Below are 23,667 nucleotides of genomic sequence, written 5' to 3' on the forward strand. Positions count from 1 at the left end.
TGTGAAACCTGCCCGCAGCGCCCGTCAGGAGGCTGGCGAAGGGAAGGTTTCACAGCCGCTGCAGGCGGCTTCGATCCGGGACGGATCGGCGGCGCAGCCGCTTGCGGGGTCGAGGGGCGCAGCGCCCTCGCCGACATGTTGCTCGCAACATAATAGTCGGTCAGTAGTGCGTTTCTTTGCAACGGGGGCTGCGTGATGGCAGGTCCCCAGTTCTTTCACATCCAGTCCTTTGCGCGCAGCCCCAACAAGGGCGGGCAGTCGGTCGAGCAGGTGCTTGCTGAGGCTGCGCGTGAGCCAAGGTATTCGCGCCATGTCGATGATCCAAAGGAGCACCGGGTTATCTTTGGTCTGTCGCCGGGCGGCGTGCGCCAGCGCCACGATGAAATGGTCGCGGCTGGTGGCGTCACTGTTTCCTTGAAGGACGGCAAGACAGCGCGGCGAGGCATCCGCAAAGATCGCCACACGTTGATGACCTGTGTTGCGTCCCACCCAAACCTGACATCTCAGATCATGAGCGATCCTGCGGCCAAGGCTGATTACGACGCGTGGGTTGATCGGAATTTGCGCTTCTTGCGCGGCCTCTTCGGCGAGCAGCTTGTCAGCATGATCGAGCATGTCGATGAGGAGCACCCCCATCTGCACGCCTACATTTTGCCACTGAACGACACCGGCTGTTCGGCCAGAGAGCTGAACCCGTGTTGGGTCATCAAGACGGAAGCAGAGGCCACGGCCCGCGACACAGGCCACGATGACAAGACTGCCGTGAAGTTCGGCAACCTTGCCTACCGTGCGAAGGCTCGTGAGCTCCAAGACCAGTACTATGACGAAGTGGGGCTTGCGTCGGGCCTAACCCGCACCGGGCCGAAGCGTGAGCGGCTGTCACGGCAGCAATGGAGCGCCCGAAAGGGCGATGCGATGCGGACCGCCCTGACCATGCAGCAGATCGAAGAAAAGGCGATCGAACTGGCAGAGCGGGAGGATGCCCTGAACCAGTCGGTCGAAATCAAGGCCCAGGACATCGTGGCAAAGCTCGATGCGGCAGAGATACTTTACGCTCAAGCGGAAGCTGACAAGGCGTTTGCCGATCAGGAGAGGGCCCGTGTGGCACGTCTCGTAAAGGCGCAGGCTACTGAGGCGGCAGCTCTCAGGGCCGCTGCGGAGGAGGAGGCGAAGAAAATTAAAGCTATCGCAGAAGATTTCGCCGCGCAAACCGCCACCCGGGCCAACACCGCTTTGACACAGGCAGAGCGCAAGGCGACACAGATGACCCAAGAACTTCTTAATGCACGGCGCGCCTTTGAGACAGAGAAAGCGGCGATCACAGAGCATATCTCGAAAGAGGCAGCTGTTGTCGCCGTTCGCCTAATTGCAGGAGTCTTGAACGGAGACGTTGGCATGAAGCCCGATGGCGCGGGCTGGTACATCCGTGACGATGCCTTGCGCGACCGGGCACAGGCACTGAAAATCGGAACCGCTCTGCGCGATGTGGTTTCGACGGTGGCAAAGCTATGGGACCGCCTGAAGGGACGGCTCACGGCTGTCGAACATGTAGACGAGAGAACGCGAGTATCCGAACTGGTGCAGCGCGTCGATCCCCCGTCGCCCAGACCGCAAGGAGGGTTTGAGCCTTGACTGACATACTTGGCGCTAGAATGGCCGAAATTCAGCAACGGCAACAGGCAAGAGCGCAGGCTGCCGATGAGGAGCTGGTTCGGCTGAAAGCAATGCTCTCGGACCACGCGGACGGCATCAAGGTCACTCTGGCTGCCGAGATGGATCGGATTGATGATCTCAAATCCGGTGTCGGCGCACAGATCCGCGACGCCACCAATGCATCAACTCGGTTGCGGCAGGATAGCGAGGGGATGAGACGAGTGCTGAAAGCCAACGAAGTGGCACTTCGGCGGCAGGCTCGGTGGGCGTGGACGGCAGTTGGCGGGGCGTGTCTTGCCGCCGTTGTCATTGTCTTGCTGGCGGGTTGGGCAGCAACCAGCCTTATTGACGCTGCGAGGCTGGAAGCGGATGCGATACGAACCGCGAATGTTGACGAACTGACGGACGCACGCGAGGAGGGGCAGCGCGCAATAGCCGAGCTGCACCAGCAGCTTGCCGCGCAGCAGGCCGAGGTCGAGCGTAGCAGTGAGGATGTCGGGGCGGAATTTGCAGCCCTTTCCACCGAGCGCGACGCCGTTCAGGCTGAGCTGGAAAGGTTCAGCCATTTTCGGGACCGGCTTGGTATTACGCTTGTCGAGGGCCAAAATCGAGTGTTCATTGTCGTGCCCGAAGGGCAGGAAATCCGCGCGTGGCGGGCTGCAGGCTTGTCGAATCTCGCGCGCTACAATGGCAGGATGTATCGCGTCATGGCACAGCGGTGACTGGCTATTGTTCCGTCACCAGTTCCTGAGCAAGTGGCGCAGCGACATGACCTCTATCCCGTTAGTCAGCGGTAAAGGATCAGTGCCGGGATAGGAAACAATACGTCGTATTGGCTCCAGATCCTCGCAGGCGTGATGGAAGCCTCGTTCGATTTTTGGTGACAGGCTGGGTTTGATCTTGATGGCCCACCGCGCACCCTGGGGCAGCGTCAGCACCAGATCCACCTCGGCCCCTGCCCCACTGCGCTAAAACTGCGCCTGCGTGCCCTCAGGGATTGTGGCATGCGCAGTATCGATAACCAGCCCCTCCCAGCCTGCGCCGGCGACAGGATGCACCAGAACGTCCTCCAGTGTTTGCCGCCCCAGAAGAGTTTGGAGAATGCGATATCGCGGACATAGATGCGGGGAAATTTCACCGGCCGCTTGCCGATATTGGCGCGCCACGGCTTCAACCGGCGGACAAGCATTAGAACAACCAGCAGGTCGAGATAGGGCCACACGGTTTTGCCATCCACGCCAAGAACGCGGGCCAGCTCAGCGCCATGGGACCGGCTGGAACGATGGTGCGCCAGCATGGTCCAAAAACGGCACAGCGTTTCGGCGGTGCGGATGAAGTTGCACCGCTAGCAAGAGCAAGCTTAATCGTTGCGAGAACGGAAGGTATTCAGCTCCTTTTCGTCCACGCTAAAAAATATAAATAAAGTCTCTTGTCCGATCGCTTCTTTATCTATCATAGACTAGTAAAGCGCAAAGTTCTAACCTAAAGTCCGTCACGCGAAACGACTATCGAAGAATAAATTAGTCTGACTTTTGATGATATCGCTGACTAGTAGTAAGGCCCGATCAATACAACAATGTGTTCTCGAAACATTATGAAAAATTTGCGATCTCTGTACGATGACTAAAACCAACTTTCTAGCGAGCGCATAGGCGATCTTCTTATAACGAACTAGCTGAATTTGGGAGCCTCTATGTCTAGTTTTCCTGTATTTTTCACAATCTCAAACCTTGAAGCCGTTCGATCAAAAATACGCAACCTTGACAAATTCATCTTGATCTCACTGTCTGAAAATGGGGTGTGCCGCAGCTACATTCACACAAGTCGTCAAGGTCGACGGGAGCAGTTTTGGAATGAGGACGAGTACGTTACAAGAATAAATATCGCATTTATGCGCGATGCTGAAAAAAATTCACTATTGAGCTTCGAGAGTGCTTATAAAATTGTCGTTGAAGCCACGGAAGAAAAAGAATTGCTAAGCTATGATCAAAAAACCGTAGGCTTCACGTTTGCGAGCTTAGCTTTGACTTCAGATAGTTATAGACAGATCATTTCAAGGATCGGCGTAAAGGCTGGAATTGAAGCTCTCTTAGCAACAAATGACATCCTCGCCACTAAAGAATACCAACCCAACAAGGCAATCATTAGAAACAAGCGTTTACAGCAACGTTTATTAAAGTCCCTTGCCACTAACTCAGAGCAATTATTCCTGATAGACCATGGGAGGAGTATTCTTGACGATACCGAGCGGGCAGCAATAGACCATGCTCGACCAGAATTTTCTTGCGGCTTCCAACTTTGTTCAGGACAATCGTATCAATTCCAATTTAACTTCGGTCAAACGACCGATCTAGGAAGAAGAGCAGCAATACTTATCGGAAAGAATGGGTCGGGTAAAAGTCAAACACTCCGACACATAGCGAAGAGTGCGCTCACAGTCTCCAAAGGGAATTGGCATGGAAACTTTACGCCGAGTCGAGTACTTGCATTTTATACCGGATCGAGAGTATCAAAAATTTACCCACCACAGACACTGTCTAGGCGGATATCTGGATACAAAGTTCACAACCTCGCGCATGAAGATTCTACGTCGAATAGTAGCGTAATCTCGGTTCTGCTAAGTATGATCGAGAAAGATACTGAGATAGCAAACCTCTCCAGGTTTGTAATTTTTCAAGATATTATTAAAGAGGCTGAAAATCGTTCGCGGATCTGCGTGTATCATAATGACTATGGGCCGATAAATATACTGACTATCGCAAGACCGTACCCTGAATCTGGGACCATCACTTTCGCAACCTCACTGGGGGAACGGATCGATCAGTTCCCTCGGGACTTCGTGGCCTCTATCGATTCTAAGAAGGGTCTCTTTAAGGGATCTCCGGGAGATTTTAGTTCTGGTGAAGAGGCTTACATTCGTTTTTCCGTATTCGCTTCCGCTCACACCGAAAATGGTTCACTACTTCTGCTAGATGAACCGGAGGTCTATTTGCACCCGCAGTTCATCGACGCTCTTATGGGATCTTTGCACAAGGTTCTTGAACTCACTGGATCAGTTGCAGTAGTGGCGACTCACTCGGCTTACATCGTGCGATGCGTTGAAGAGGAACTTGTACATATTCTCCGAGGTGGATTATCCGAACCAACCGAAGTACAGAAGCCACGAATGAAGACATTTGGCGCCGATGTCGGCATGATATCTCTATTTGTTTTTGGTGAGGATGAAATGGCGACAACTCTGACGCGCGCAGAGCGCTTTCACAACAACCGTGATGACAACACCATGACAATAAGAGATTCATTAAAAAACATTGCATCTGAAGATCTTATTTCAAGAATTGTTAACGCTCATGAAGAAAATTGATAGACCTAAAAGCAGCCATTCAGATCTTCTGCAAGTGGCGTGCCGAAATAAGAAGCTAAAAAAAACATATCCAAAATTGATAAAGTTTTACAATCGCACCGAACGCCTAGCTCGGCATTATGATAATTTTGGCGGAAATCCAAATGATATCAAAGCGACAAAGCTTTCGGCAGATGAAAAGGAAGCAATACTCTACCTATACGATAAACCTCCTTTAGGACTGCCCTATTTAAATAGTCTAAGGGATTCATTATCCGGAGAAACCTGCCCGATGTGCGGAGGTGAAAATCCCACGACACTCGATCACTACCTGACGAAGCAAAAATATCCCGAATATGCTCTCCTCGCATTTAATTTGGTACCAGCTTGCGCATGCAATGGGGACCGAGGCGAAAGGCTATACAATCAGGCAACTGGAGCTAGGATCCTACATCCATATTATGATGACTGCCTTTTGAGGCCTTTAGTTCGCATCCTGTTTGACCCCGGTGAGACCCCTCCCAAATTCACTATTGATTACTTACTAAGCATGCATGATCCAAACTACGAGAATCTGAAATATCATGTCGAGAACATTATTCTTAGAACGAATTTTATGAGTTTCTTTTCCAAAAATTGGTTTAGGGTAAGGGATCGGCCCGGAGATATTCTCGCCGGATACTCAAAGTGCATGTCAACAAAAATGGATTTCCAGAATTATCTCGCCGGGCAACATGAGGCTAGTTTTGGAGGACAGGGCCCTAACTCTTGGCGAGCAATATTTTTTAGATCAATCTTGAATAAAAATGTATCCGGCTGGCTATATAACCGTTATCATGCCAACGGTTATATATAATAATATTCAAAAAACTTACCGCTCAATAGCTTTGGGCATCTTTCTTGTCTCATTTGCCTGTTTCATGTCCTTGCCGGTAGTTGGTGAGCTATGGGCACGGGAGACGATATTGCAGCAAAACTGGCCGACGTTGTTCTATACCGTGTCGCTCTACCTATTCTGGTTGCTGCACGAAACGGGGTAGTTTGCGATCAATAACTGCGATGATGCCGCTCACGTCCAAATCAGGCGCGATCTACAAGAAATTTAAGCATAGTAAGGCTTGCCGTACCTAGGTGTCCCATCCCGGATGATCACATAGACCCTCGCCGGACCGCATTTTTCGTGGCAAGATCGATCTTGGGCGAGTTTCGGGACGGGAGGCGAGGATGCTGATCTCTCTTCACAAACAGGCAGCGACGACACCGAAGATACGAGCCGCGATCCAGGCAAGCACGGAACCGGCCTGGATGGTGGCGGAGCGCTACGGCATCTCCATGCAGACCGTCTGGAAGTGGCGGAGCCGAGACAGCGTCCATGACCGATCCCACACGCCGCACAGGCTTCAGTCGACGCTCACGCCGGCACAGGAAGCTGTGGCAGTGTCCCTGCGCAAGTCGCTGCTGTTGCCGCTGGATGATCTGCTGTCGGTGGTGCGGGAGTTCCTGAACCCTCATGTCTCGCGTTCCGGACTGGACCGCTGCCTGCGCCGGCATGGCGTGGGCAATCTGCGCGCTTTGAAGCCTGCCTTGCCACGACCTGCGCACGGGGCCTTCAAGGCTTACGAGCCGGGCTATGTGCATGTCGACGTAAAATACCTGCCGCAGATGGCCGACGAGAGCCGCCGCCGGTATCTGTTCGTGGCCATCGACCGCGCCACGAGGTGGGTCTTCGTGCGCATCTACCCAGCCAAAACCGCTGCCAACGCCCGCCGTTTGTCTCGCGCGATCTGGAACGCGCCGCGCCGATGAGGATCACCAAGGTGCTTACAGATAACGGCCTATGTTGGGACGGATTTGCCATTCAGGGCGTCAGATCACGGGGCATCCGAGCGACCGGATGCCCTGAAGATGTTCGCCCAAGCGGGCTCCGCCGTCAAGAAATGGTCTCTCCCATAGCAAATACAGGGTCGGCCAAGTTGCCGCCCTCACCGTCCTTAAGACGAGATCCTAAATCCCAAGCGGAAGGCCCAAACATTATCTACGAGGTCGCCGATGGCGCCTCCACGGCTCTATAGAAAGGGGTCCTTCCGCTCGGGCTCGCCCCCTCTGTCAATCGGCGCCCAATATTGACCCCCTTTCGGCGTGCAATTTTGACCCCTTAGCTGTGTGGTGATCAGGGTCTGTCCCGACGCAGCTGATCATGTTGCGGAGGCGGGACAGACCCTGATCAGGCGCGGTTCTTGAAGCGCCAGGACTCGTTGCCGGTTTCGAGGATCTCGCAGTGATGCGTGAGGCGGTCGAGCAGGGCCGTTGTCATCTTGGCATCGCCGAAGACGGCCGGCCATTCGCCGAAGGCAAGGTTCGTCGTGACGATGATGGACGTGCGCTCGTAGAGCTTGCTGATCAGGTGGAACAGCAACTGGCCGCCTGCCTGAGCGAATGGAAGATATCCCAGTTCGTCGAGTACGATGAAGTCGAGACGGGTCAGGTATTCGGCCGTGCGCCCCTGTTTACCGCTGCGGCTCTCGGTATCGAGCCTGTTCACCAGATCGACCACGTTGAAGAAGCGGCCTCGGGTGCCGTTCCGTATCAAGGCGCGAGCGATCGCGATGGCGAGATGTGACTTTCCCGTGCCAGTGCCACCGATCAGCACGACATTGCGCTGGTCGGCCACGAATGTGCCAGTCGCAAGATCGCGCACCAGGCCCTCGTTGACCGGTGTGTCGGCAAAGTCGAAGTCTTCGATATCCTTCGCGAGCGGCAGCTTTGCCACGGTGAGCTGATACTTGATCGATCGGGCCTGCTTCTCGGCGATCTCTGACTGCAACAGATCACCGACAATACGGGGCGGTTCGAACTGGCGCTTGATACTGGTGGCCATGATCTCGTCATAGGCGCTGCGCATCCCGTAGAGCTTGAGAGTGGCCATCAATTCCAGAACCTGGGTGCGTTCCATCGTAGTTTGTCCTCCTGAGGCTGTCGTAGCGTGCGCAATCAGCCACGGGCTCGTGGGTCAGCCGCAACGCGGTGGGGGTGAGAAGCAATGGAGGTGGTGCCGGGTCCCGGCTGCGCGCGAGGATGTTGATGATGACCGGCGCCGAAAAGACGCCCTGTGCGAGGGCCTCCTGGCACGCGGCTTCCACAGCAAGGAGGCCATCGGTCGCGACGCAGCCGAGGATTGCCACCATCTGTCGGTCGCCGTCATTCATGCTCTTGAGCTTGCGGCGCACCGTCGCTATCGCGGTCGGCAGCACCCAGTTCTGGAACGGGGCACCATTCCGTAAGGCGCCGGGTTTGCGTGCCAGAACAGGCACATAGTGCCAGGGATCGTAGACCGTCTCGTTCCTGCCAAAGCAGCGGGAATGTTCTGCCACGATGACCCCGTCCTGCCGGATGACGATCTTCTCGGCATAAGCGTGGACTTCGACGGGCCGTCCGACAGCCGTCGAGATCACGGAATACCTGTTGTTGTCGAACCGGACGAGGCAGGTCTTGGAGACGGAGGCCGGAACGGAATGGAAGCCGTCAAACGAGCCGACATAGGGGACGAGGGTCGCGCGCTCTGTCTCGAACATCTGCCAGATCATCTGATCGCTGCGCTCAGGGTGCTTGTGCGCCTTCGCATAGGCGATGCATTTGTCGAGCAGCCAGACGTTCAGCTCGTCCAGGCTCCTGACCCGAAGCCTTGGGGTGAAGAACCGTTCGCGCACAAGGCCAACCTGGTTCTCGACCTGGCCTTTCTCCCAGCCCGACGCAGGCGTGCAGGCAACCGGCTGAACCAGATAGTGGCTGCACATCTGCAAAAAGCGCCGATTGTAGAGCCGCTCCTTGCCGATAAAGACCGCCTCGACCGCCGTCTTCATGTTGTCGTAGATCCCGCGCGTGCAAGTGCCCTTGAAGAAGGCGAAGGCCCGGTCATGCGCGTCGAACATCGAAGCCACCGCGGCGCCATCGGTTTGAGCCCGATGGCTGAGGCTCCTGGCTCTCGCGCATATACGCCCGGGCGAACATCATGCGGCTGTGGCAGAGCCTGACATGCGCGACCTTGACCGTCGTCGTCACGCCGTTGATCAGCACGACCTCATGGCTCCAGTCGAATTGGTAGGCCTCGCCGGGCGCATAGTAGAGCGGCACGTAGGCTTCGGCAGCCGCTGATCCGCGCGCCTTCGACCAAGTCTTGGCGTAACGCCGGATTGCATCGTAACTGCCCTCGTAGCCGAGTGACCGGACCTCCTCGTAGATCCGGATCAGGGTCAGCCGTTCTCGCGACGCCTTGCCTTCATTGGCAACCAGGAACCGATCCACCTCCGACTGCCAGGGCCCAACCCGCGGCATCGGCTGATGGTCACGCTCGTAGGTGAAGTCCGTCTCGTCTGACCGCAGGATCTTGCGCACCGTGTTGCGCGACACATGCAGGTCCCGGACGATGCGCTTCATCGACCAGCCCTGCACATGAAACGCCCGACGCACCCGCGCTATCGTATCCACTCGCTTCAACTCCCCCTCCATCCGCTGCCTCGCAACGGATGGTCAGATGAAACCCGAGGGGGGTCAAAATTGGACGCCGATTACCCCGCCAAGGGGGTCAGTTTTGCACGCCGAAACACACAGTCCGAACCTTGCAGCGCCGCACGTGGCCGCCGCCCAGAACCAGAAAGAGGTGACCATCAACGACGCAACGGACGCGCTTGACCTGGCGATGACCGCCTCGCTCAGCGTCGACTGTTCGGCTGGTGGGTCGGTCTCGGTCACGGCCCAGCAGGCGCGGCGCAATGTGCGGCTGATGCTCACCGGCACGCCGGCGGCCGACGTCAGCCTGGTGCTGCCGACCGTCCCGCGGCTGCTGCTGATCAGGAACACCACATCGCGGCAGGTGAGCGTCAAAAACGCGACCGGCGCGACGGCGGCCCTCGCGCCTGGCAGCGAGAGTGTGTTCTACAGTTCGGGCAGCGGGGTTACCGTGGCAGGGCTATCGACCGCTCCGGCAGCGCAGGTCTACGACTTCGGGATGCTGACCTTCCCCACGCCCGGGGCCTCGGAAACACTCGAGAAGGTCATCATTCCGCGTGCCATGATCCTGCCAGCCAACCTGACGGGGTCTGTCGGGCATGTCGACGCAAATCCTGCGGACGCCTTTACCATCGATCTGACGCGCAACGGGTTTTCGGTCGGCACCATCACGATCAGTCCCGCCGGCGCCTTCAGCTTCGCGACACCAGGCGGCGCCTTCGCGGTGCTTGCGGCAGGAGACGTGGTGCGCTTCGTGGCGCCCTCTGTCGCCGATAGCGCCATTGCCGGTATTTCCATGACCATTGCTGGGAGCCTCGCGTGATGCCCTTGCTGTTTTCCACGTTGTTTAGCGGCGGCGCTGGAGCGGCACCGCCGGACCCACCCAAGACGCCGGTGAGTTTCGTGGATGGCGTGGCGTTGTCCAACATGGCGGCTAACGGGGTTCAGACTCTGACCCTTAATACCCACCAGCCTGGTGACATGATCGTGGCCGTGACGGCGAACCGGGAGCTCAATGCCCCGCCGGCCCTTCTTGATGGCTATACCGAGGCCGTGTCGGGGGTCTCGTTGGGCACCTCGGCGAGCGGCTGGCGCGGGTTCCGGGTGCAGACGAAGCTCGCGACCTCCGCAAGTGAAACCATCAGCTGGACCGGGGCCTACGGGTTTCTCATCGCCCTGCGAGGGGCGCGGAACGTAGGCCGCGTGGCCAGGACCTTGTGGGCTGCCGCTTTTGCATCAAATTGGGCTGTGCCTCAGCTCTATGATCTCGACACCTCCGGCGTGGGCTTCCTGCTTTCGGGCCTGCTCGGCGGAGAAGGCGTCATCTCGGTGACCGCGCCCTATCACCTGCTTACGCCCTCCAGCACGGCAAGGCGCTTTGCGGGCTTCCTGGCAGAGAATGCGCTCGAGCGCGGCGTGCATGCGCGCTTTGGCGCATCGGGGACATGGAACGCGACCTTCTGGTCGGTGGAGTTCCTGCCGTTTCCTCCGGCAGAGGTTGCTCTACCGCCCGGGGCCTGGCGCCTTGACCCCTCGAGGACTCAGGCAGGCTATGCGGCCTGGCGCGGGGGGATGACGGTCGTCAATTCGGTCGGGGGGATCGATTACCAAGGCTTTGTGCCGACCGAGAAGTCGTTTTCATCCGGGAGGCGATATTGGGAAGTCGAATGCGCCGGGGAATACGGGGCGAACGCGAATTACAACGGCTACATGGGGGTCGCGAGCGGGGAACAGGTGGCGCAGTCGGGTGCGGGAAATGCGATCCAGTTTGGCTCCATCGGGTGGAGGGGCAACGGCGATATCTGGTCAAGCGACAGTTCCGCGACCGGTACGCGCAAGTTGCTGTCCCGTCCGACGTTCGGAAAGGGCGCCGTGCTCATGATTGCCTTCGATCCGGCGACGCGCGGCCTGTGGATCGGTAAGGATGGTGTCTGGGCGAACCACCCGGACACCGACGCGCCGACCTACGCATCGAGCGCAGGCAGTGTCTGGTATCCGTTTGTTCAGGGGCGTGATCCCAACGAGGGCGGGACGCTCCGTTCACTGGCAACTCAGTTCAGCTTTCCAGTGCCGGCCAGTTGCAGTCCCCTCGGCTGATCCGAAAGATGCTTGAATTACGAGCCAGGACAAAATGAGGGGCAGAGCCATGGCGGATGAGCCGACCAGCCGGATGGCTACTGCTGGAAACCGGTGGTTTCGACATCTCGGCGCCCCGGTCACCACCGCCCGCAAGATCCTGCGCCGAAGGCTGACCTTTGCAGTCCCCGCACCCGCCTCGTGGGGACACCTCACCTCCGAGATCAACACCGCAGCGGCCACCGCCGTCTGGCTGCGCGTGGCGTGACCGCACACCGACAGACAATAGTCAGGCAGGAACCATGATCGACAACACCGACCGCGGCATCACCGTCAACAAGGCGCTCGCCTGGACCATGCTGGTCTCCGTGACCGGGCTGATCTGGTGGGGCGGCGGAACCCTCGCTTCGCTGCAGGGCGCGACCGAGCGCCTCACCGCAGCCCTCATGGAGACCCGCGAGGTGATCGTTGCCGACCGCGCCAGCTCTGCACAGCTCGAGGCCCGCATACGGGCGCTGGAAAATAGCGCCGCCCGCCAGGATGTGCGCTTCGATGCGCTTTCCGCTTCGATCAATGAGCTGAAACAGCAGGGGCGCGAGTCCAACGATTTGTTGCGGGAACTCCTCCAACGGCCATAACGGCTGCCGCCCCCCGTTCAGACCACCCCCAACCCGCCACTTGGCGGGCTTTTTCATGTCCGGAGACCGATAGAATGACGACCACAACCTATGCCCATTTCCGCGATGTCCCCAAAGCCGCATGGCGCTGGCCCAACTTCTCCCCCGCCGAGATCGCATGCCGTGGCACGGGGGCGATCAAGATCAATACCGAAGCGTTGGATAAGCTGCAGGCGCTACGCGATCGCCTTGGTAAGCCGCTGATCGTCCGCTCCGCCTATCGCAGCCCGAGCCACAACCGCGCCGTTGGCGGCGCCCCGGCGTCCAAGCACATGCTGGGGACAGCGTTCGACATCGCTATGTTGAACCATGACCCGGCAGCCTTCGCGAAAGCGGCTCGCGAAGTCGGCTTTCTCGGGTTCGGGACATATCCCCGCTCTGGCTTCATGCACATCGATCTCGGACCGGCGCGCCACTGGGGCCAGCCCTTCCCTATACGTGCAACGGCCTTCGCACCGGATATCGCGCCGGCCAGAGAGGTGTTGTCTGAGAGCCGTTCTCTGAAAGGCGGAGGGGCGGCGGGCATCGCCACTGTCGGTGCCGCCGGTGTGGAGGTGGTCCAGGAGGTCCTGGCGGAAACCCAGTCTGCCATCCTGCCCCTGGTGCCCTATCTCGACGTCCTGCACTGGGTATTCATCGCCACCGCGCTGATCGGCATCGCCGTGACGATCCATGCCCGCATCGACGACTGGAAGCGGGGCCAGCGATGATGGGCTGGATAACCGCCCGTCTCGCTAGTGGAGCAGTGAGCAAAACATTGGGTGTCCTGCTGGCCGCCTTCACTATTGCCCTGTTCCTGCTGAACCTCCGCCGCGCCGGTGAACGCGCCGGGCGGCTGGCCGAGCGCCATTCAACATCGGAGAGAACCTATGAAGTCCAACGTCAGATGCTGGACGCTGCCAGCCGCCGCCCCGCTAATCGCAACGCTCTGGTTGAGCGGCTGCGCGACGGTCAGTTCTGATGCACGGCAGCCCTGCCCACCCGTGGTGGAATATTCAGCCGCGGAGCAGACGCGAGCGGCCGACGAGGTCGAAACTTTGCCCGAGAGCGCCGCGGTGGTGGCCATGCTGAGCGATTACGCGGTCTTGCGCGATCAAGCGCGGACGTGCCGCTAAAGCATGAGACATTGCTATACGATCCTGGAGCCCTGACCCAGCTAGGCGAGGGCAAGTCCGACACCTTGGGCGGGGAGCCGCCCGATGCAGACGCGGCAGGGCACTCTCAGTATCTGGCCGGAGCGGACCCTTGGACGTCACTTAGCATTCTTAGCCTAGATTGACGTGGTGGGCGGAACACCGAACCGATGCGGGGGTGGCACAGCGTTCGCAGTACCGGGCCGAAGCGGACGTTTGGACCGGTCACACTACCCTCAGCTCCACCCCACGTGCGGGGCAAAGCGTATTCATTTGGATCTCGAACATGACCGTCCTCTTTTGTGGATCTTCGTCGATCCACCGTGCCACAGCGATGCCGTCGGGGGGCAGTCGCATTATCAGTGCCCCCACAACCAGCGGAATGTGACCAGTTCCCGGAAGACCCTTTCACAGCGCGACGCGAAAGGGCGCCGCCGACGTCCGATCTGCGTGCCATGCACCGCTCAAAGGGGGGCTGACATGTTGGTGAAAAATGTTTTACCGATTTGAACAGACTTTCCAACGATAGCCTGTCCAAAGCGGTGTCGAACAACAGAGATGGGCCAATGGTTCTCAGCGTTTCATTACAAGCACAACCGAAGCAACGACCATGACCGCAGCTGAGGCAAGCGAGGATCCGGAGAACCGTCTGGAAGCCGGGAGTAAGTCGGGATATTTTTCCTCGCGGCTCACGCGGGACCAAAGAGTGGTCGTTGCGATCGGGCTTTCTGTCTGGATCGCGATTGGCGCTTTGCTCACGCTGATTGCCCGTGACGACTGGAAAGCACTTATGGGCAGCGTGCACTCGACATCAACCACGGTGTCTGGCCTCTTGGCGGAACAGTCCGACGGGTTGCTCGTTACTGCGGATCTGGTGCGCAAACAGGCCGAGCGCGTTCTAGGTACCTCAGGTCCGCTCAATGTCGATCGTGCTGCTTATGATGATCTGCGAAGTCTGATCGACATCAGCCCGACGATTGCTTCGATATGGGTTGGCGACGCTGAGGGTCAGGCCGTGCTGACAACGCGCGAGTTTCCCGCGCCCGATCTGAGCGGGGCTAGCCGAGACTACTATCTGACCGTCCGCGACGATCCCGATCGCCTATATGTCGGAAACTTGCTCGTTAACCAGTATGCAGCAGAGGCGCTGCTGATCAACACCAGCCGGAGGCTATCGAACGCAGATGGGTCCATGCGCGGTTTCGTGCAGGTGTCACTTGATCCCGCATCGATCGGCCAAACGTTCCAACAAGTCGACCTCGGGTTCGACGCCTCCTTGTGGTGGATCGGGCCGGACGGCCGTGCGCTCATCCGCGAGCCAGCAATACCGGCGGATGAGCTGGATGAACGAATGCCGCCTGGATCCGAAAGCTGGCCTCAACATGGACCGGAAGTGAGAGCTGACCGTACTACGCAAGTTCAGACGCCAATCATGGGCGTGTCGAAAGGTGATGCTAAACGCCTCTACTTCTGGAGCGACTCGCCACTATACGGCAGCCGTATGATTGTAGGCGTGTCTTACGACGCGATGGTTGCACGCTGGACGGCATCGATAGCATGGACAATCGCTTTCGGCGTGGCCATCGGACTGGCTAGCACGGTGATCCTGTCATTGCTTTACCGCGCCCGGCAAAGGGGACTGGCTTACGCCGCCATGCTTGAAAGCGATGTCGCCACGCGCACAGTCGAACTTGCCGAAAGTGAGGCGCGTTTGAAACTCGCGATCGAGGCAGGGCAATTGGCCGTTTGGGAAGTTGATGTCGAGACCGACACCGTTATCGGATCGCCGGAGTTGAACAGGCTTTACGGGTTTCCAGAAGACAGCACTCCAAATCTGGACGAGCTTCGATCACGGTACGCGCCCGGAGAACTCGAGCGGGTCAGAGAAGAGAGTTTGGAAAGAATTGCCCAAGGCGACACAAATCTGGAATCCGAAATTCGGCATATTTGGCCAAACGGAACAGAAAAATGGCTGTTGATGCGGGGGCAGGTTGGCCGCAACTCTACCAATACTGGGACACGTGTCGTCGGTGTCGTAGCCGACATCACCCGAGTGAAGCAGCAGGAGGCCCGCATTGCGACGGTTGCGAGCGAATTGCGGCACCGATTGATGAATACAATTACTGTCATCAGCGCATTAGCGCGCCAGTCCTGGCCGAAAAATTCTCGCGACGCGAAGGATGACTTTCTGACCCGGCTCCGCGCGATCGGCAAGGCAACCGATCTGATGTTTTCGGCGGGAAGCGACCCGGAGAGGGCAACTCTGAAGCATCTCTTGTCCGAGATCACTGACCCATACAAGTCGGCAGGCCACAATCCGTTCAATTTCGAGGGGCCCGACGATGTCACCGTGACCGAACACATGCGTCCTCTCGCGATGGCATTCCATGAGCTTTGCACCAATGCGTTGAAGTATGGCGCCCTGTCCGTAACCGAGGGAGAAGTATCAGTGCGCTGGAGCTATAAGGCAGACAGCTCTCTGCACATCGTCTGGCAGGAAATGCGCGGCCCTGTGGTTAGCGCGCCAGAGAGATCCGGTATGGGTTCTTCCCTTTTAAAGGATCTGTTGTTCAGTAAACCTGATTCAGTCTCGATTGAATATCGACCCGACGGCGTGATCTGCACCATCGAAATACGGGGCTCAAACGCCTAGAACAACCATGTCCTCAGACAGATTTCATTTGCACTAATTGCAGGACTTGATCCAGATCCGCTTTTTAAATGGGCTTACTCATCCATCCGAACGGCGTCGGGGGTTCGTTTCGCGTCATGGTTGCGTTATACATAATAAAGTCGTCGATGCACATCGTGCAAATTATTTCTCGAGCGCAGTAACTTACAAACTATGCCCTATAATAAATGATAATTTGTGCAAGAATCAGTACTACACAGGCAGGAACAGGGGTATGTAACCCACTACAATCTGTGGGTGATCAACCTAAAATTGATTATGTTGAGGCGAATATCATGACACTCATCAACGCTGATCTATTTAAAAAACTGAGCCTTTTCGGCCCTATTTTTAAGGAAGACGGTAGCTTTGATATAGCGCGCTATTTTAGTGCTACTGAACTGAAACCTACCCTTCCAGAGCCTCCAGCGTTCGCATATTCTATCTTTGAAAATACGGCTCAGCTTTCTCAGCTGCCTCTGAGTATATCCGGCCCCACCGCACAAATTGGCTGCTGACCGAACCTCCCAGTTCCCGAGGGTACTTACCCAGGACGCCGTTGATAGTCCATTAAGCTCTGTAAAGCTGGCGAAGATACAAACCTGAGGGTCAAAGTCTCGAGCAGTGTCGACGAGGCTGGTATTTTCATTAAAATGCATTCTTTAAAACAGCCATAGGCAGTATCGAATAAAGATGGCGAACGACGGCATAAGCAACTCCAGAGAAACCGAGTCAAATGGACCTTCCGATATCGGTCTGCTCCAGGCGGTGTGCGAGAACGCTAGCGGCGCGCTGTTTGTTCTCGACGAAAAGCAGCGCTGCATCTACATGAACACGGCTGCCGTCGAGCTCACGGGGTACAAGCTGGAAGAGCTTCAGGGGCGCCCGCTTCACGACTTCATCCACCACACCCATCCTGACGGTAGCCATTACCCAATAGAAGACTGCCCGATCGATCGCGCCTTCCCCGAGTCTTGCAGGCAACGCGGGCACGACGTCTTCATCCACAGGGACGGCCACTTCTACGACGTCGCATACACGGCCAGCCCGCTCGAGCGCGACGGCGTGGTTGTAGGAACGGTGGTTGAGGTCCGCGACATCAGCGCGGAGCTCGCGGCCCACAGAGCCCTCGAGGAGGAAACACGGACGCTGGAGACGCTGAACCGGACAGGATCGATGCTTGCCGGAACCCTTGATCTTGAAGAGATCGTTCAAGCCGTCACCGACGCCGCCACCGAGCTTTCCGGCGCGCAATTCGGCGCGTTTTTTTACAATACGGTGAGGGAGGGCGAAGCGATGCACCTTTACACTCTCTCCGGCGCTCCTCGCGAGGCCTTCTCGGCATTCCCTCAGCCTCGGCACACGGCAATCTTCGGGCCCACCTTCGTCGGCGGCACAGCCATCCGGCTCGACGATGTCAGAAGTGACCCGCGTTACGGGTTAAACCTCCCGTTCAATGGCCTGCCGTCCGGGCATCTGCCCGTGACCAGCTATCTTGCCGTGCCCGTTATCTCGCGGACCGGGGAAATCCATGGTGCGCTGATCTTCGGACATGCGGAACAAGGCATTTTCAGCAAGCGCAGTGAGCGGATCGTGACGTCGATCGCCGCGCAAGCCTCCATTGCGATCGACAACGCCAACCTGTTCACCGCAGCGCAGCGGCAGATTGCGGAACGTGAGCGGTCAGAGGCTCACCAGAAGCTGCTGGCCCAGGAACTCAACCACCGCGTCAAGAACATGCTTGCCACTGTACGCTCCATTGCGACGCAGACGTTCCGCGGAGAGGCAACTGACACCGCCAGGAACGTCTTCGAGGGTCGCCTGCTGGCTCTTTCCAAGAGCCACAGCCTGATCATGGAGAAGAACTGGAAGGACGTCAGCCTGGAGGCTGTCGTGTCCACCGGCCTGCTTCCCTTTCTCGGGGAGATCGCCATGAGCGGCAGAGTTCTTCTTGAAGGCGAGGCGATCCAGCTGACACCAAAGCTGGCGCTCGCCCTTGGCATGGGCATTCACGAACTCGCGACGAATGCGGTTAAATACGGTGCGATGAAGAATGATGTCGGGAAAATCGAAATCCGGTGGCGCGACATCGGCGACAACACGCTCTGCATCACTTGGGTCGAGAAAGATGGGCCCGCCGTCGCGCCACCCAATAGCAAAGGCTTCGGGACACTCCTGTTGGAGCGTGGCCTGGCCCACGAGTTGGACGGCGCCGTCAAGATCGTCCACGACCCCGCCGGCTTGATCTGCGAGATCCGCATGCCCCTTCCGGAGATGACCGCATGAACAACATCCTCCAGGATGCCCGCATCCTCTTGGTCGAGGACGAGATGCTGATCTGTCTCGACATCGAGTTCATGCTGCAGGAGCTCGGCTGCAAGGTTGTCGGTCCTGCCGCGACGGTGTCAAAGGCACTCGCTCTGATTGAAATGGAGCAGATCGATCTTGCCGTGCTCGATGTGAACCTGGGACACGAGAAGAGCTACCCGATCGTCGACCGACTAACCCTGCTGGACATCCCGCTTCTTCTGTCCACTGGATATGCGGAGATCGACGCGCCATACGATGACTGTCCGAGACTTCAAAAACCCTTTTCCAGGACGCAGCTGCGAGACCGCCTCATCCGTCTTCGTGCCGTGGCCCTTGATGAAAATGGCGCGAAGCACGACCATCAGGTTTCACCCTGAACTGAAAAGCACAACGAGGCCCGGGGTGGCATCAGAGCCTCGTGTCATCTTCATGTTCATCTGACTTTGCGATTCAGCCTTATTGGGAGGATGGATCACAATCAGACCCCTTTTGAAATCCCATAATTCAGGGTTCTGCAGAAACGCTCTAGGGCGGATCGATTGAGCGCCGTCGTTTTGTTGAACTTTCGGCAGCGCACCGTCACCGGCACCGGCATTTAACGACAACACCCGCGCCCGTTTGAGACAACTCACGCACTGTGCGACTTTGCGGACCTTGGTGACATCTGCAGCATATTCCGGCGCCATGAGTGTTGAAACCACTTCCACGCGGCAGGGTACGTATCAGGTCAAAACAGAAACGCATTAATAGAGAAGCCCTATACTTGCAACGGCCCTCGCACCGGATATCGCGCCGGCTCGAGAGGTGTTGTCTGAGAACCGTTCACTGAAAGGCGGAGGAGCGGCGGGCATCGCCACTGTCGGTGCAGCCGGTGTGGACGTGGCCCAGGAGGTCCTGACCGAAACCCAATCTGCCATCCTGCCCCTGGTGCCCTATCTCGACACCCTGCGCTGGGTGTTCATTGCCGTCGCGCTGATCAGTATCGCGGTCGCGATCCATGCCCGGATCGATGACTGGAAGCGGGGCCAGAGGTGATGGGCCGGATCACCGCCCGTCTCGCTAGTGGCGCAGTGAGCAAAGCATCGGGTGTCCTGCTGGCCGCCTTCACTATTGCACTGTTTGTGCTGAACCTCCGCCGCGCCGGTGAGCGCGCCGGGCGCTGGCCGAGCGCCTTTCAACATCGGAGAGAACCTATGGTCCAACGTCAGATGCTCGACGCTGCCAGCCGCCGTCCCGCTGATCGCAACGCTCTCGCTGAGCGGCTGCGCGACGGTCGGTTCTGATGCATGGCCGCCCTGTCCGCCCATGGTGGAATACTCGCCCGCGAAACAGACACGAGCGGCCGACGAGGTCGAGGTTTTGCCCGCCAACGCGGTCGTGGTAGCGATGCTAAGCAATTACTCCGTCATGCGCGAACAGGCGCGGGCGTGCCGGTGAAAGCATGGGCGAGATAAGGACCAACGTGTTGCCGGGACTGAACACCTAATTATGAAACAATTGCGGTAATTTTTCGCAGCGGAAACATGTTCCGGGATCAAATAACCACTCTCCTCCGTTGGCTTGATGGATAAAATCCGAACTGCTGTTCATCGGCGTGGCCCGGTCCGATTGCCCTTGGGTAACAGGTCACTTGCAGACACTTCTATTTTTCTGACAACAGGCTGCGCGACGCAGCTTCGGGGATCGTGGCTTGGGTCACATCATCCGGCAGTTCGGTGATCTCGTTACCAAGACCGCCTTCTGCCGATGTGGCCTCTGCGTCAGCAACCTCTGAGCTGTCCTGCGATCGGGTGGGGATCGCCCTTGGCGCCGGGTTGGCCAAAATTTCAGGTCGCGCGTCCTGGTTCCAAGGCACCATCGGAACGCCCTGCGGGAATATGACCTCTCTGGCTTCATCCGGCATGGATATGCCGTTATCCACCAGAACCCGCATGATGAGACGCAAGGCCAAGGACTTCACTCGGTTCAAGGAGACCGTCTTGCCGTCGATCCAGAAATGCGCCTTAAGCTTGATCGTGGACGAACCAAGCTCGTCCACCAGCACCGTGGGCGGTGGGTCGCTCAGAATGGCGTCATGGTCGCGCAGCACCTCAACAATCAGACGTTGCACTTCGCCGATCGAAGCCTCGTAGCCGATGCCCACATCGGCCGTTACGCGCCGCGCCGCCCCGGCGGTGTAGTTGACGATGGTGCTCTTGAAGATCGTGGCATTCGGGATCTGGACGTGGTTGCCATCAATGGTGAGGAGGACGGTCGACCGGGTGTTCATCGTTTGCACCACCCCTTCAAACTCCACGACCCCGATGACATCGCCCTGCCGGAACGGGCGTCGGATGCTGAGAATGAGACTTGCGAGAAAGTTCTCGGCAATATCGCGGAAGGCAAAACCCAGAACGATGCCGATGACGCCGGCCCCTCCAAGCAGGGACACTGCAAGCCCAGTCAACCCCGCCACCTGCAAGATCAGATAGACGCCCAACAGCAGCACGGGAATGGCAATCGATCGCGCGATCACGCCGCGGAGGAAATCGTGCTCAACCCGGGGCGCCAGCAACATGCGCGTGCCGGCGGCAATAGCATTCGATAGCCACCAGGCCAGCGGCAGGATTACCACTGCAAGGATAATCAAGGGCAGGGTGACCACGGCACGGCGGGCCACCGCTTCCAGTTCGGCAAAAGCTGGGGCGAAGTTCCAGCTGATTTCTTCGCGGACCTCCAGCCGGTTGACGACAGCCACCGTGCCTTCCGTGCGCGCCGCCAGTTCGCGCGCCCAGGTTTTCTGCTCCTGTGAACCGGCGATGCCGTCGATGAAGACGATGCCCTCGTCCACGTCGATCACGATCTCACTGTACCAACCGGCCGCGCCGAGGATGCGGGCGATGCGGTTCTCGATCGCGTCATCACGCGCGACCGGTTCGATGGCAACCGCCTGCTCCGCCGGCGCGACATCGTCGGCGTCCTGTGCGCGGGCGCTTGCCGGAAACAGGGCAAAGCTTGCAACGACGGCGACCCCCAGGTAGTGACAGAGATGTAGTCTGAGGGATTGAACATGTTCGAATGGCACTGTCATGTCCGGATCGACCTCTCTGCAATCGCTAAACGCCCCGCATTGCAGACCCCCTGCATCACAAGACGACATTCCAGTCTCAACCGGCCATCCCTGACTGGGCTGAGGACAGTCAGCCCGAACCGCTGAACCATCGACCAAACGCATGGGGAGGCAAGATTGGGCATATCAAGGTCAAAGGTAGCGGCAGGCTGCGATGCAGGGCAAGTCTTGAACCAGCTTGCCGTCCCCATCACAGCCCGCGCCACGAACAGGATATTCTATCGTTCGGAAATGGACAGGCGCATCGCCGGAGTCAGTACCATTGTAGTGCCGGCACCCCGGAAGGATGCGCATACAACGTCAGAGCTTGCTGCACGCCGTGGTCTGCAGGGGTTGGCCGCATGCAAACTCGATACGCTCATCGGACTAGACACCGTGCGGCCAGCAACACGTCAGGCATTTACTCATAAATGCAATCTGCACGTCGTTAAATTCTTTCGCGTGGTCCATTTCAAAAGCCCCCATACTTTTCCGGAGGCCTCCCCAAACGTTGATGTGGCGTTGAGTTGTTTTGCGGGCATGCGAAAGCCCCGCTGTTGGGCGGGGCGTAGGGCATTGTTATTACGTGTATTTTTGGTTGCGGGGATAGGATTTGAACCTATGACCTTCAGGTTATGAGCCTGACGAGCTACCGGGCTGCTCTACCCCGCGCCATTTTTGTCCTGTTGGGGTGTTTGCGTCGTTCGGAGAGATGTTGCGTTTCTTACCAGGTCTGGCGGTGACCTACTCTCCCACGTCTTAAGACGCAGTACCATCGGCGCAGCGGCACTTAACGGCCGAGTTCGGGATGGGATCGGGTGTTTTGCTCGCGCTAGGGCCACCAGACCAGGAAAGAAACGCTCAGCGTCGCCCTGCTTGCGCAGGGTGAAGTTGTCCAAGGATGCCTTTTGGAGAAGGGGTCTGCGTCGTCTTTCGAGGACGCGGATCTTGCTTCTACCGGATCAAATCAAGCCTATCGAGCCATTAGTACCGGTCAACTGAATGCATTGCTGCACTTACATCTCCGGCCTATCGACGTGGTGGTCTTCCACGGCTCTCAAGGGAGACCTTGTTTTGAGGGGGGCTTCACGCTTAGATGCCTTCAGCGTTTATCCTGTCCGGACATAGCTACCCTGCACTGCCGTTGGCACGACAACAGGTCCACCAGTGGTCCGTCCACCCCGGTCCTCTCGTACTAGGGGCAGCTCCTCTCAAGTCTCCAACACCCACGGCAGATAGGGACCGAACTGTCTCACGACGTTCTAAACCCAGCTCACGTACCTCTTTAAATGGCGAACAGCCATACCCTTGGGACCTGCTCCAGCCCCAGGATGAGATGAGCCGACATCGAGGTGCCAAACGATGCCGTCGATATGGACTCTTGGGCATCATCAGCCTGTTATCCCCAGCGTACCTTTTATCCGTTGAGCGATGGCCCTTCCACTCGGGACCACCGGATCACTATGGCCGACTTTCGTCTCTGCTCGACTTGTCAGTCTTGCAGTCAGGCTGGCTTCTGCCATTGCACTCAACGACCGATTTCCGACCGGTCTGAGCCAACCTTCGCGCGCCTCCGTTACTGTTTGGGAGGCGACCGCCCCAGTCAAACTACCCACCACGCAGGGTCCCGGACCCGGATAACGGGCCGCGGTTAGACATCAAGAGTGCGAAGGGCGGTATCTCAAGGATGGCTCCACGAGGACTAGCGTCCCCGCTTCAAAGCCTACCGCCTATCCTGCACATCGCAATCCTGATGCCAGTGCGAAGTTGTAGTAAAGGTGCATGGGGTCTTTCCGTCTAACCGCGGGAAGTCTGCATCTTCACAGACAATTCAATTTCGCTGAGTCCACATTTGAGACAGCGGGGAAGTCGTTACGCCATTCGTGCAGGTCGGAACTTACCCGACAAGGAATTTCGCTACCTTAGGACCGTTATAGTTACGGCCGCCGTTTACCGGGGCTTCAATTCAATGCTTGCACATCTCCTTTTAACCTTCCGGCACCGGGCAGGCGTCAGACCCTATACGTCGCCTTACGGCTTCGCAGAGCCCTGTGTTTTTAGTAAACAGTCGCCACCCCCTGGTTTGTGCCCCCGGCCTTCACTTGCGTAAAAACCGGGCCTCCTTCTCGCGAACTTACGGAGGTATTTTGCCGAGTTCCTTAAATGTGGTTCTCTCAAGCGCCTTGGTATTCTCTACCAGTCCACCTGTG

General features: G+C 57.8%; 19 protein-coding genes, 1 tRNA gene, 2 rRNA genes and 3 pseudogenes (1 of these 25 cut by a window edge). 16 read left to right on the top strand and 9 right to left on the bottom strand.

What is annotated here, in order from left to right:
• Positions 1-195 precede the first annotated feature (195 nt).
• Together E4191_RS10075 and E4191_RS10080 are read left to right on the top strand one after the other, a co-directional pair.
• Positions 196-1,632 (top strand): plasmid recombination protein, encoded by a 1,437-nt coding sequence (locus tag E4191_RS10075; protein ID WP_135313302.1) that lies wholly within the window; start codon positions 196-198, stop codon positions 1,630-1,632.
• 20 nt (positions 1,633-1,652) lie between these two features.
• Entirely contained in the window at positions 1,653-2,375 is a 723-nt protein-coding gene (locus E4191_RS10080) for a hypothetical protein (RefSeq protein ID WP_135313303.1), read from the top strand.
• Between the two features lie 15 nt (positions 2,376-2,390).
• On the opposite strand, the gene E4191_RS24150 is transcribed toward E4191_RS10080, so the two are convergent.
• Together E4191_RS24150 and E4191_RS24825 are read right to left on the bottom strand one after the other, a co-directional pair.
• Positions 2,391-2,600, bottom strand: a complete 210-nt coding sequence (locus tag E4191_RS24150; protein WP_228461225.1) for a hypothetical protein — start codon at positions 2,598-2,600, stop codon at positions 2,391-2,393.
• Positions 2,585-2,950, bottom strand: coding sequence for a DUF4143 domain-containing protein (locus E4191_RS24825; protein ID WP_407947015.1), 366 nt, complete (start codon positions 2,948-2,950; stop codon positions 2,585-2,587). Before E4191_RS24825 ends, E4191_RS24150 begins: the two co-directional genes overlap by 16 nt.
• 396 nt (positions 2,951-3,346) lie before the next feature.
• On the opposite strand from E4191_RS24825, the gene E4191_RS10090 reads away from it, so the two are divergent.
• The 3 genes and pseudogenes from E4191_RS10090 to E4191_RS10100 form a co-directional block, all read left to right on the top strand.
• Positions 3,347-5,017 carry an AAA family ATPase gene (locus E4191_RS10090; RefSeq protein ID WP_135313304.1) on the top strand — a complete coding sequence of 557 codons (1,671 nt, stop codon included), beginning with the start codon at positions 3,347-3,349 and terminating at the stop codon, positions 5,015-5,017.
• The gene (locus E4191_RS10095; RefSeq protein WP_135313305.1) at positions 5,004-5,852 is read left to right on the top strand and encodes a hypothetical protein; all 849 of its coding nucleotides are present in this window, start codon (positions 5,004-5,006) and stop codon (positions 5,850-5,852) included. The genes E4191_RS10090 and E4191_RS10095 overlap by 14 nt, the downstream gene beginning before the upstream one ends.
• Positions 5,853-6,220: 368 nt before the next feature.
• Positions 6,221-6,831, top strand: a pseudogene (locus E4191_RS10100) (IS481 family transposase); the annotation flags it as partial.
• A gap of 389 nt (positions 6,832-7,220) precedes the next feature.
• On the opposite strand, the gene istB reads toward E4191_RS10100, so the two are convergent.
• Together istB and istA are read right to left on the bottom strand one after the other, a co-directional pair.
• Positions 7,221-7,949, bottom strand: a complete 729-nt coding sequence (gene istB, locus E4191_RS10105; RefSeq protein ID WP_135312210.1) for an IS21-like element helper ATPase IstB — start codon at positions 7,947-7,949, stop codon at positions 7,221-7,223.
• Positions 7,882-9,490 (bottom strand): annotated as a pseudogene (gene istA, locus E4191_RS10110) (IS21 family transposase). The gene istB and the pseudogene istA overlap by 68 nt, the downstream one beginning before the upstream one ends.
• Positions 9,491-9,584: 94 nt before the next feature.
• Between istA and E4191_RS10115 the strand changes: the two are divergent.
• The 10 genes from E4191_RS10115 to E4191_RS10165 all read left to right on the top strand — a co-directional run bounded on the left by E4191_RS10115 (position 9,585) and on the right by E4191_RS10165 (position 18,746).
• On the top strand, positions 9,585-10,325 hold the full coding sequence (locus E4191_RS10115) for a hypothetical protein (protein WP_139615471.1): 741 nt from the start codon (positions 9,585-9,587) through the stop codon (positions 10,323-10,325).
• Positions 10,322-11,599, top strand: coding sequence for an SPRY domain-containing protein (locus E4191_RS10120; protein WP_139615472.1), 1,278 nt, complete (start codon positions 10,322-10,324; stop codon positions 11,597-11,599). The genes E4191_RS10115 and E4191_RS10120 overlap by 4 nt, the downstream gene beginning before the upstream one ends.
• A gap of 34 nt (positions 11,600-11,633) precedes the next feature.
• Positions 11,634-11,846, top strand: a complete 213-nt coding sequence (locus E4191_RS10125; protein ID WP_139615473.1) for a hypothetical protein — start codon at positions 11,634-11,636, stop codon at positions 11,844-11,846.
• Positions 11,847-11,880: 34 nt separating this feature from the next.
• Positions 11,881-12,216, top strand: coding sequence for a hypothetical protein (locus E4191_RS10130; protein WP_135313309.1), 336 nt, complete (start codon positions 11,881-11,883; stop codon positions 12,214-12,216).
• 74 nt (positions 12,217-12,290) lie between these two features.
• Entirely contained in the window at positions 12,291-12,965 is a 675-nt protein-coding gene (locus tag E4191_RS10135; protein ID WP_135313310.1) for a YcbK family protein, read from the top strand.
• The gene (locus tag E4191_RS10140; RefSeq protein WP_407947016.1) at positions 12,962-13,216 is read left to right on the top strand and encodes a hypothetical protein; all 255 of its coding nucleotides are present in this window, start codon (positions 12,962-12,964) and stop codon (positions 13,214-13,216) included. Before E4191_RS10135 ends, E4191_RS10140 begins: the two co-directional genes overlap by 4 nt.
• Positions 13,217-13,998: 782 nt before the next feature.
• The gene (locus tag E4191_RS10150; protein WP_135313312.1) at positions 13,999-16,041 is read left to right on the top strand and encodes a sensor histidine kinase; all 2,043 of its coding nucleotides are present in this window, start codon (positions 13,999-14,001) and stop codon (positions 16,039-16,041) included.
• A 314-nt stretch (positions 16,042-16,355) separates the two neighbouring features.
• Positions 16,356-16,577, top strand: coding sequence for a hypothetical protein (locus tag E4191_RS10155; protein WP_135313313.1), 222 nt, complete (start codon positions 16,356-16,358; stop codon positions 16,575-16,577).
• 175 nt (positions 16,578-16,752) lie between these two features.
• Positions 16,753-18,345, top strand: a complete 1,593-nt coding sequence (locus E4191_RS10160; RefSeq protein WP_135313314.1) for a sensor histidine kinase — start codon at positions 16,753-16,755, stop codon at positions 18,343-18,345.
• Positions 18,342-18,746, top strand: coding sequence for a response regulator (locus tag E4191_RS10165; protein ID WP_135313315.1), 405 nt, complete (start codon positions 18,342-18,344; stop codon positions 18,744-18,746). Before E4191_RS10160 ends, E4191_RS10165 begins: the two co-directional genes overlap by 4 nt.
• On the opposite strand, the gene E4191_RS10170 is transcribed toward E4191_RS10165, so the two are convergent.
• A complete protein-coding gene (locus tag E4191_RS10170) occupies positions 18,738-19,055 on the bottom strand; it encodes a hypothetical protein (protein WP_135313316.1) in 318 nt (105 codons plus the stop codon). The genes E4191_RS10165 and E4191_RS10170 overlap by 9 nt on opposite strands.
• A gap of 70 nt (positions 19,056-19,125) precedes the next feature.
• Here E4191_RS10170 and E4191_RS10175 point away from each other — a divergent pair.
• A pseudogene (locus E4191_RS10175) lies at positions 19,126-19,404 on the top strand (YcbK family protein); the annotation flags it as partial.
• A 607-nt stretch (positions 19,405-20,011) separates the two neighbouring features.
• Here the strand turns inward: E4191_RS10175 and E4191_RS10190 are convergent.
• The 4 genes from E4191_RS10190 to E4191_RS10205 form a co-directional block, all read right to left on the bottom strand.
• A complete protein-coding gene (locus E4191_RS10190; protein WP_135313318.1) occupies positions 20,012-21,439 on the bottom strand; it encodes a mechanosensitive ion channel family protein in 1,428 nt (475 codons plus the stop codon).
• 613 nt (positions 21,440-22,052) lie between these two features.
• Positions 22,053-22,129 (bottom strand) — tRNA-Met (locus tag E4191_RS10195).
• Positions 22,130-22,188: 59 nt separating this feature from the next.
• Positions 22,189-22,303 (bottom strand): 5S ribosomal RNA (gene rrf, locus E4191_RS10200).
• A gap of 117 nt (positions 22,304-22,420) precedes the next feature.
• Positions 22,421-23,667, bottom strand: a 23S ribosomal RNA gene (locus tag E4191_RS10205) (it continues 1,590 nt past the right edge of the window).

The sequence above is a fragment of the Paracoccus liaowanqingii genome, from assembly GCF_004683865.2.
Lineage (GTDB): Bacteria > Pseudomonadota > Alphaproteobacteria > Rhodobacterales > Rhodobacteraceae > Paracoccus > Paracoccus liaowanqingii.

Excerpts from the sequence above, each read along its gene's own strand:
- E4191_RS10075 (WP_135313302.1), top strand. The coding sequence starts at position 196 with ATGGCAGGTCCCCAGTTCTTTCACATCCAGTCCTTTGCGCGCAGCCCC.
- E4191_RS10080 (WP_135313303.1), top strand. The coding sequence starts at position 1,653 with ATGGCCGAAATTCAGCAACGGCAACAGGCAAGAGCGCAGGCTGCCGAT.
- E4191_RS24825 (WP_407947015.1), bottom strand. The coding sequence starts at position 2,950 with ATGCTGGCGCACCATCGTTCCAGCCGGTCCCATGGCGCTGAGCTGGCC.
- E4191_RS10090 (WP_135313304.1), top strand. The coding sequence starts at position 3,347 with ATGTCTAGTTTTCCTGTATTTTTCACAATCTCAAACCTTGAAGCCGTT.
- E4191_RS10095 (WP_135313305.1), top strand. The coding sequence starts at position 5,004 with ATGAAGAAAATTGATAGACCTAAAAGCAGCCATTCAGATCTTCTGCAA.
- istB (WP_135312210.1), bottom strand. The coding sequence starts at position 7,949 with ATGGAACGCACCCAGGTTCTGGAATTGATGGCCACTCTCAAGCTCTAC.
- E4191_RS10125 (WP_139615473.1), top strand. The coding sequence starts at position 11,634 with ATGAGGGGCAGAGCCATGGCGGATGAGCCGACCAGCCGGATGGCTACT.
- E4191_RS10130 (WP_135313309.1), top strand. The coding sequence starts at position 11,881 with ATGATCGACAACACCGACCGCGGCATCACCGTCAACAAGGCGCTCGCC.
- E4191_RS10135 (WP_135313310.1), top strand. The coding sequence starts at position 12,291 with ATGACGACCACAACCTATGCCCATTTCCGCGATGTCCCCAAAGCCGCA.
- E4191_RS10140 (WP_407947016.1), top strand. The coding sequence starts at position 12,962 with ATGATGGGCTGGATAACCGCCCGTCTCGCTAGTGGAGCAGTGAGCAAA.
- E4191_RS10150 (WP_135313312.1), top strand. The coding sequence starts at position 13,999 with ATGACCGCAGCTGAGGCAAGCGAGGATCCGGAGAACCGTCTGGAAGCC.
- E4191_RS10155 (WP_135313313.1), top strand. The coding sequence starts at position 16,356 with ATGACACTCATCAACGCTGATCTATTTAAAAAACTGAGCCTTTTCGGC.
- E4191_RS10160 (WP_135313314.1), top strand. The coding sequence starts at position 16,753 with ATGGCGAACGACGGCATAAGCAACTCCAGAGAAACCGAGTCAAATGGA.
- E4191_RS10165 (WP_135313315.1), top strand. The coding sequence starts at position 18,342 with ATGAACAACATCCTCCAGGATGCCCGCATCCTCTTGGTCGAGGACGAG.
- E4191_RS10170 (WP_135313316.1), bottom strand. The coding sequence starts at position 19,055 with ATGGCGCCGGAATATGCTGCAGATGTCACCAAGGTCCGCAAAGTCGCA.
- E4191_RS10190 (WP_135313318.1), bottom strand. The coding sequence starts at position 21,439 with ATGACAGTGCCATTCGAACATGTTCAATCCCTCAGACTACATCTCTGT.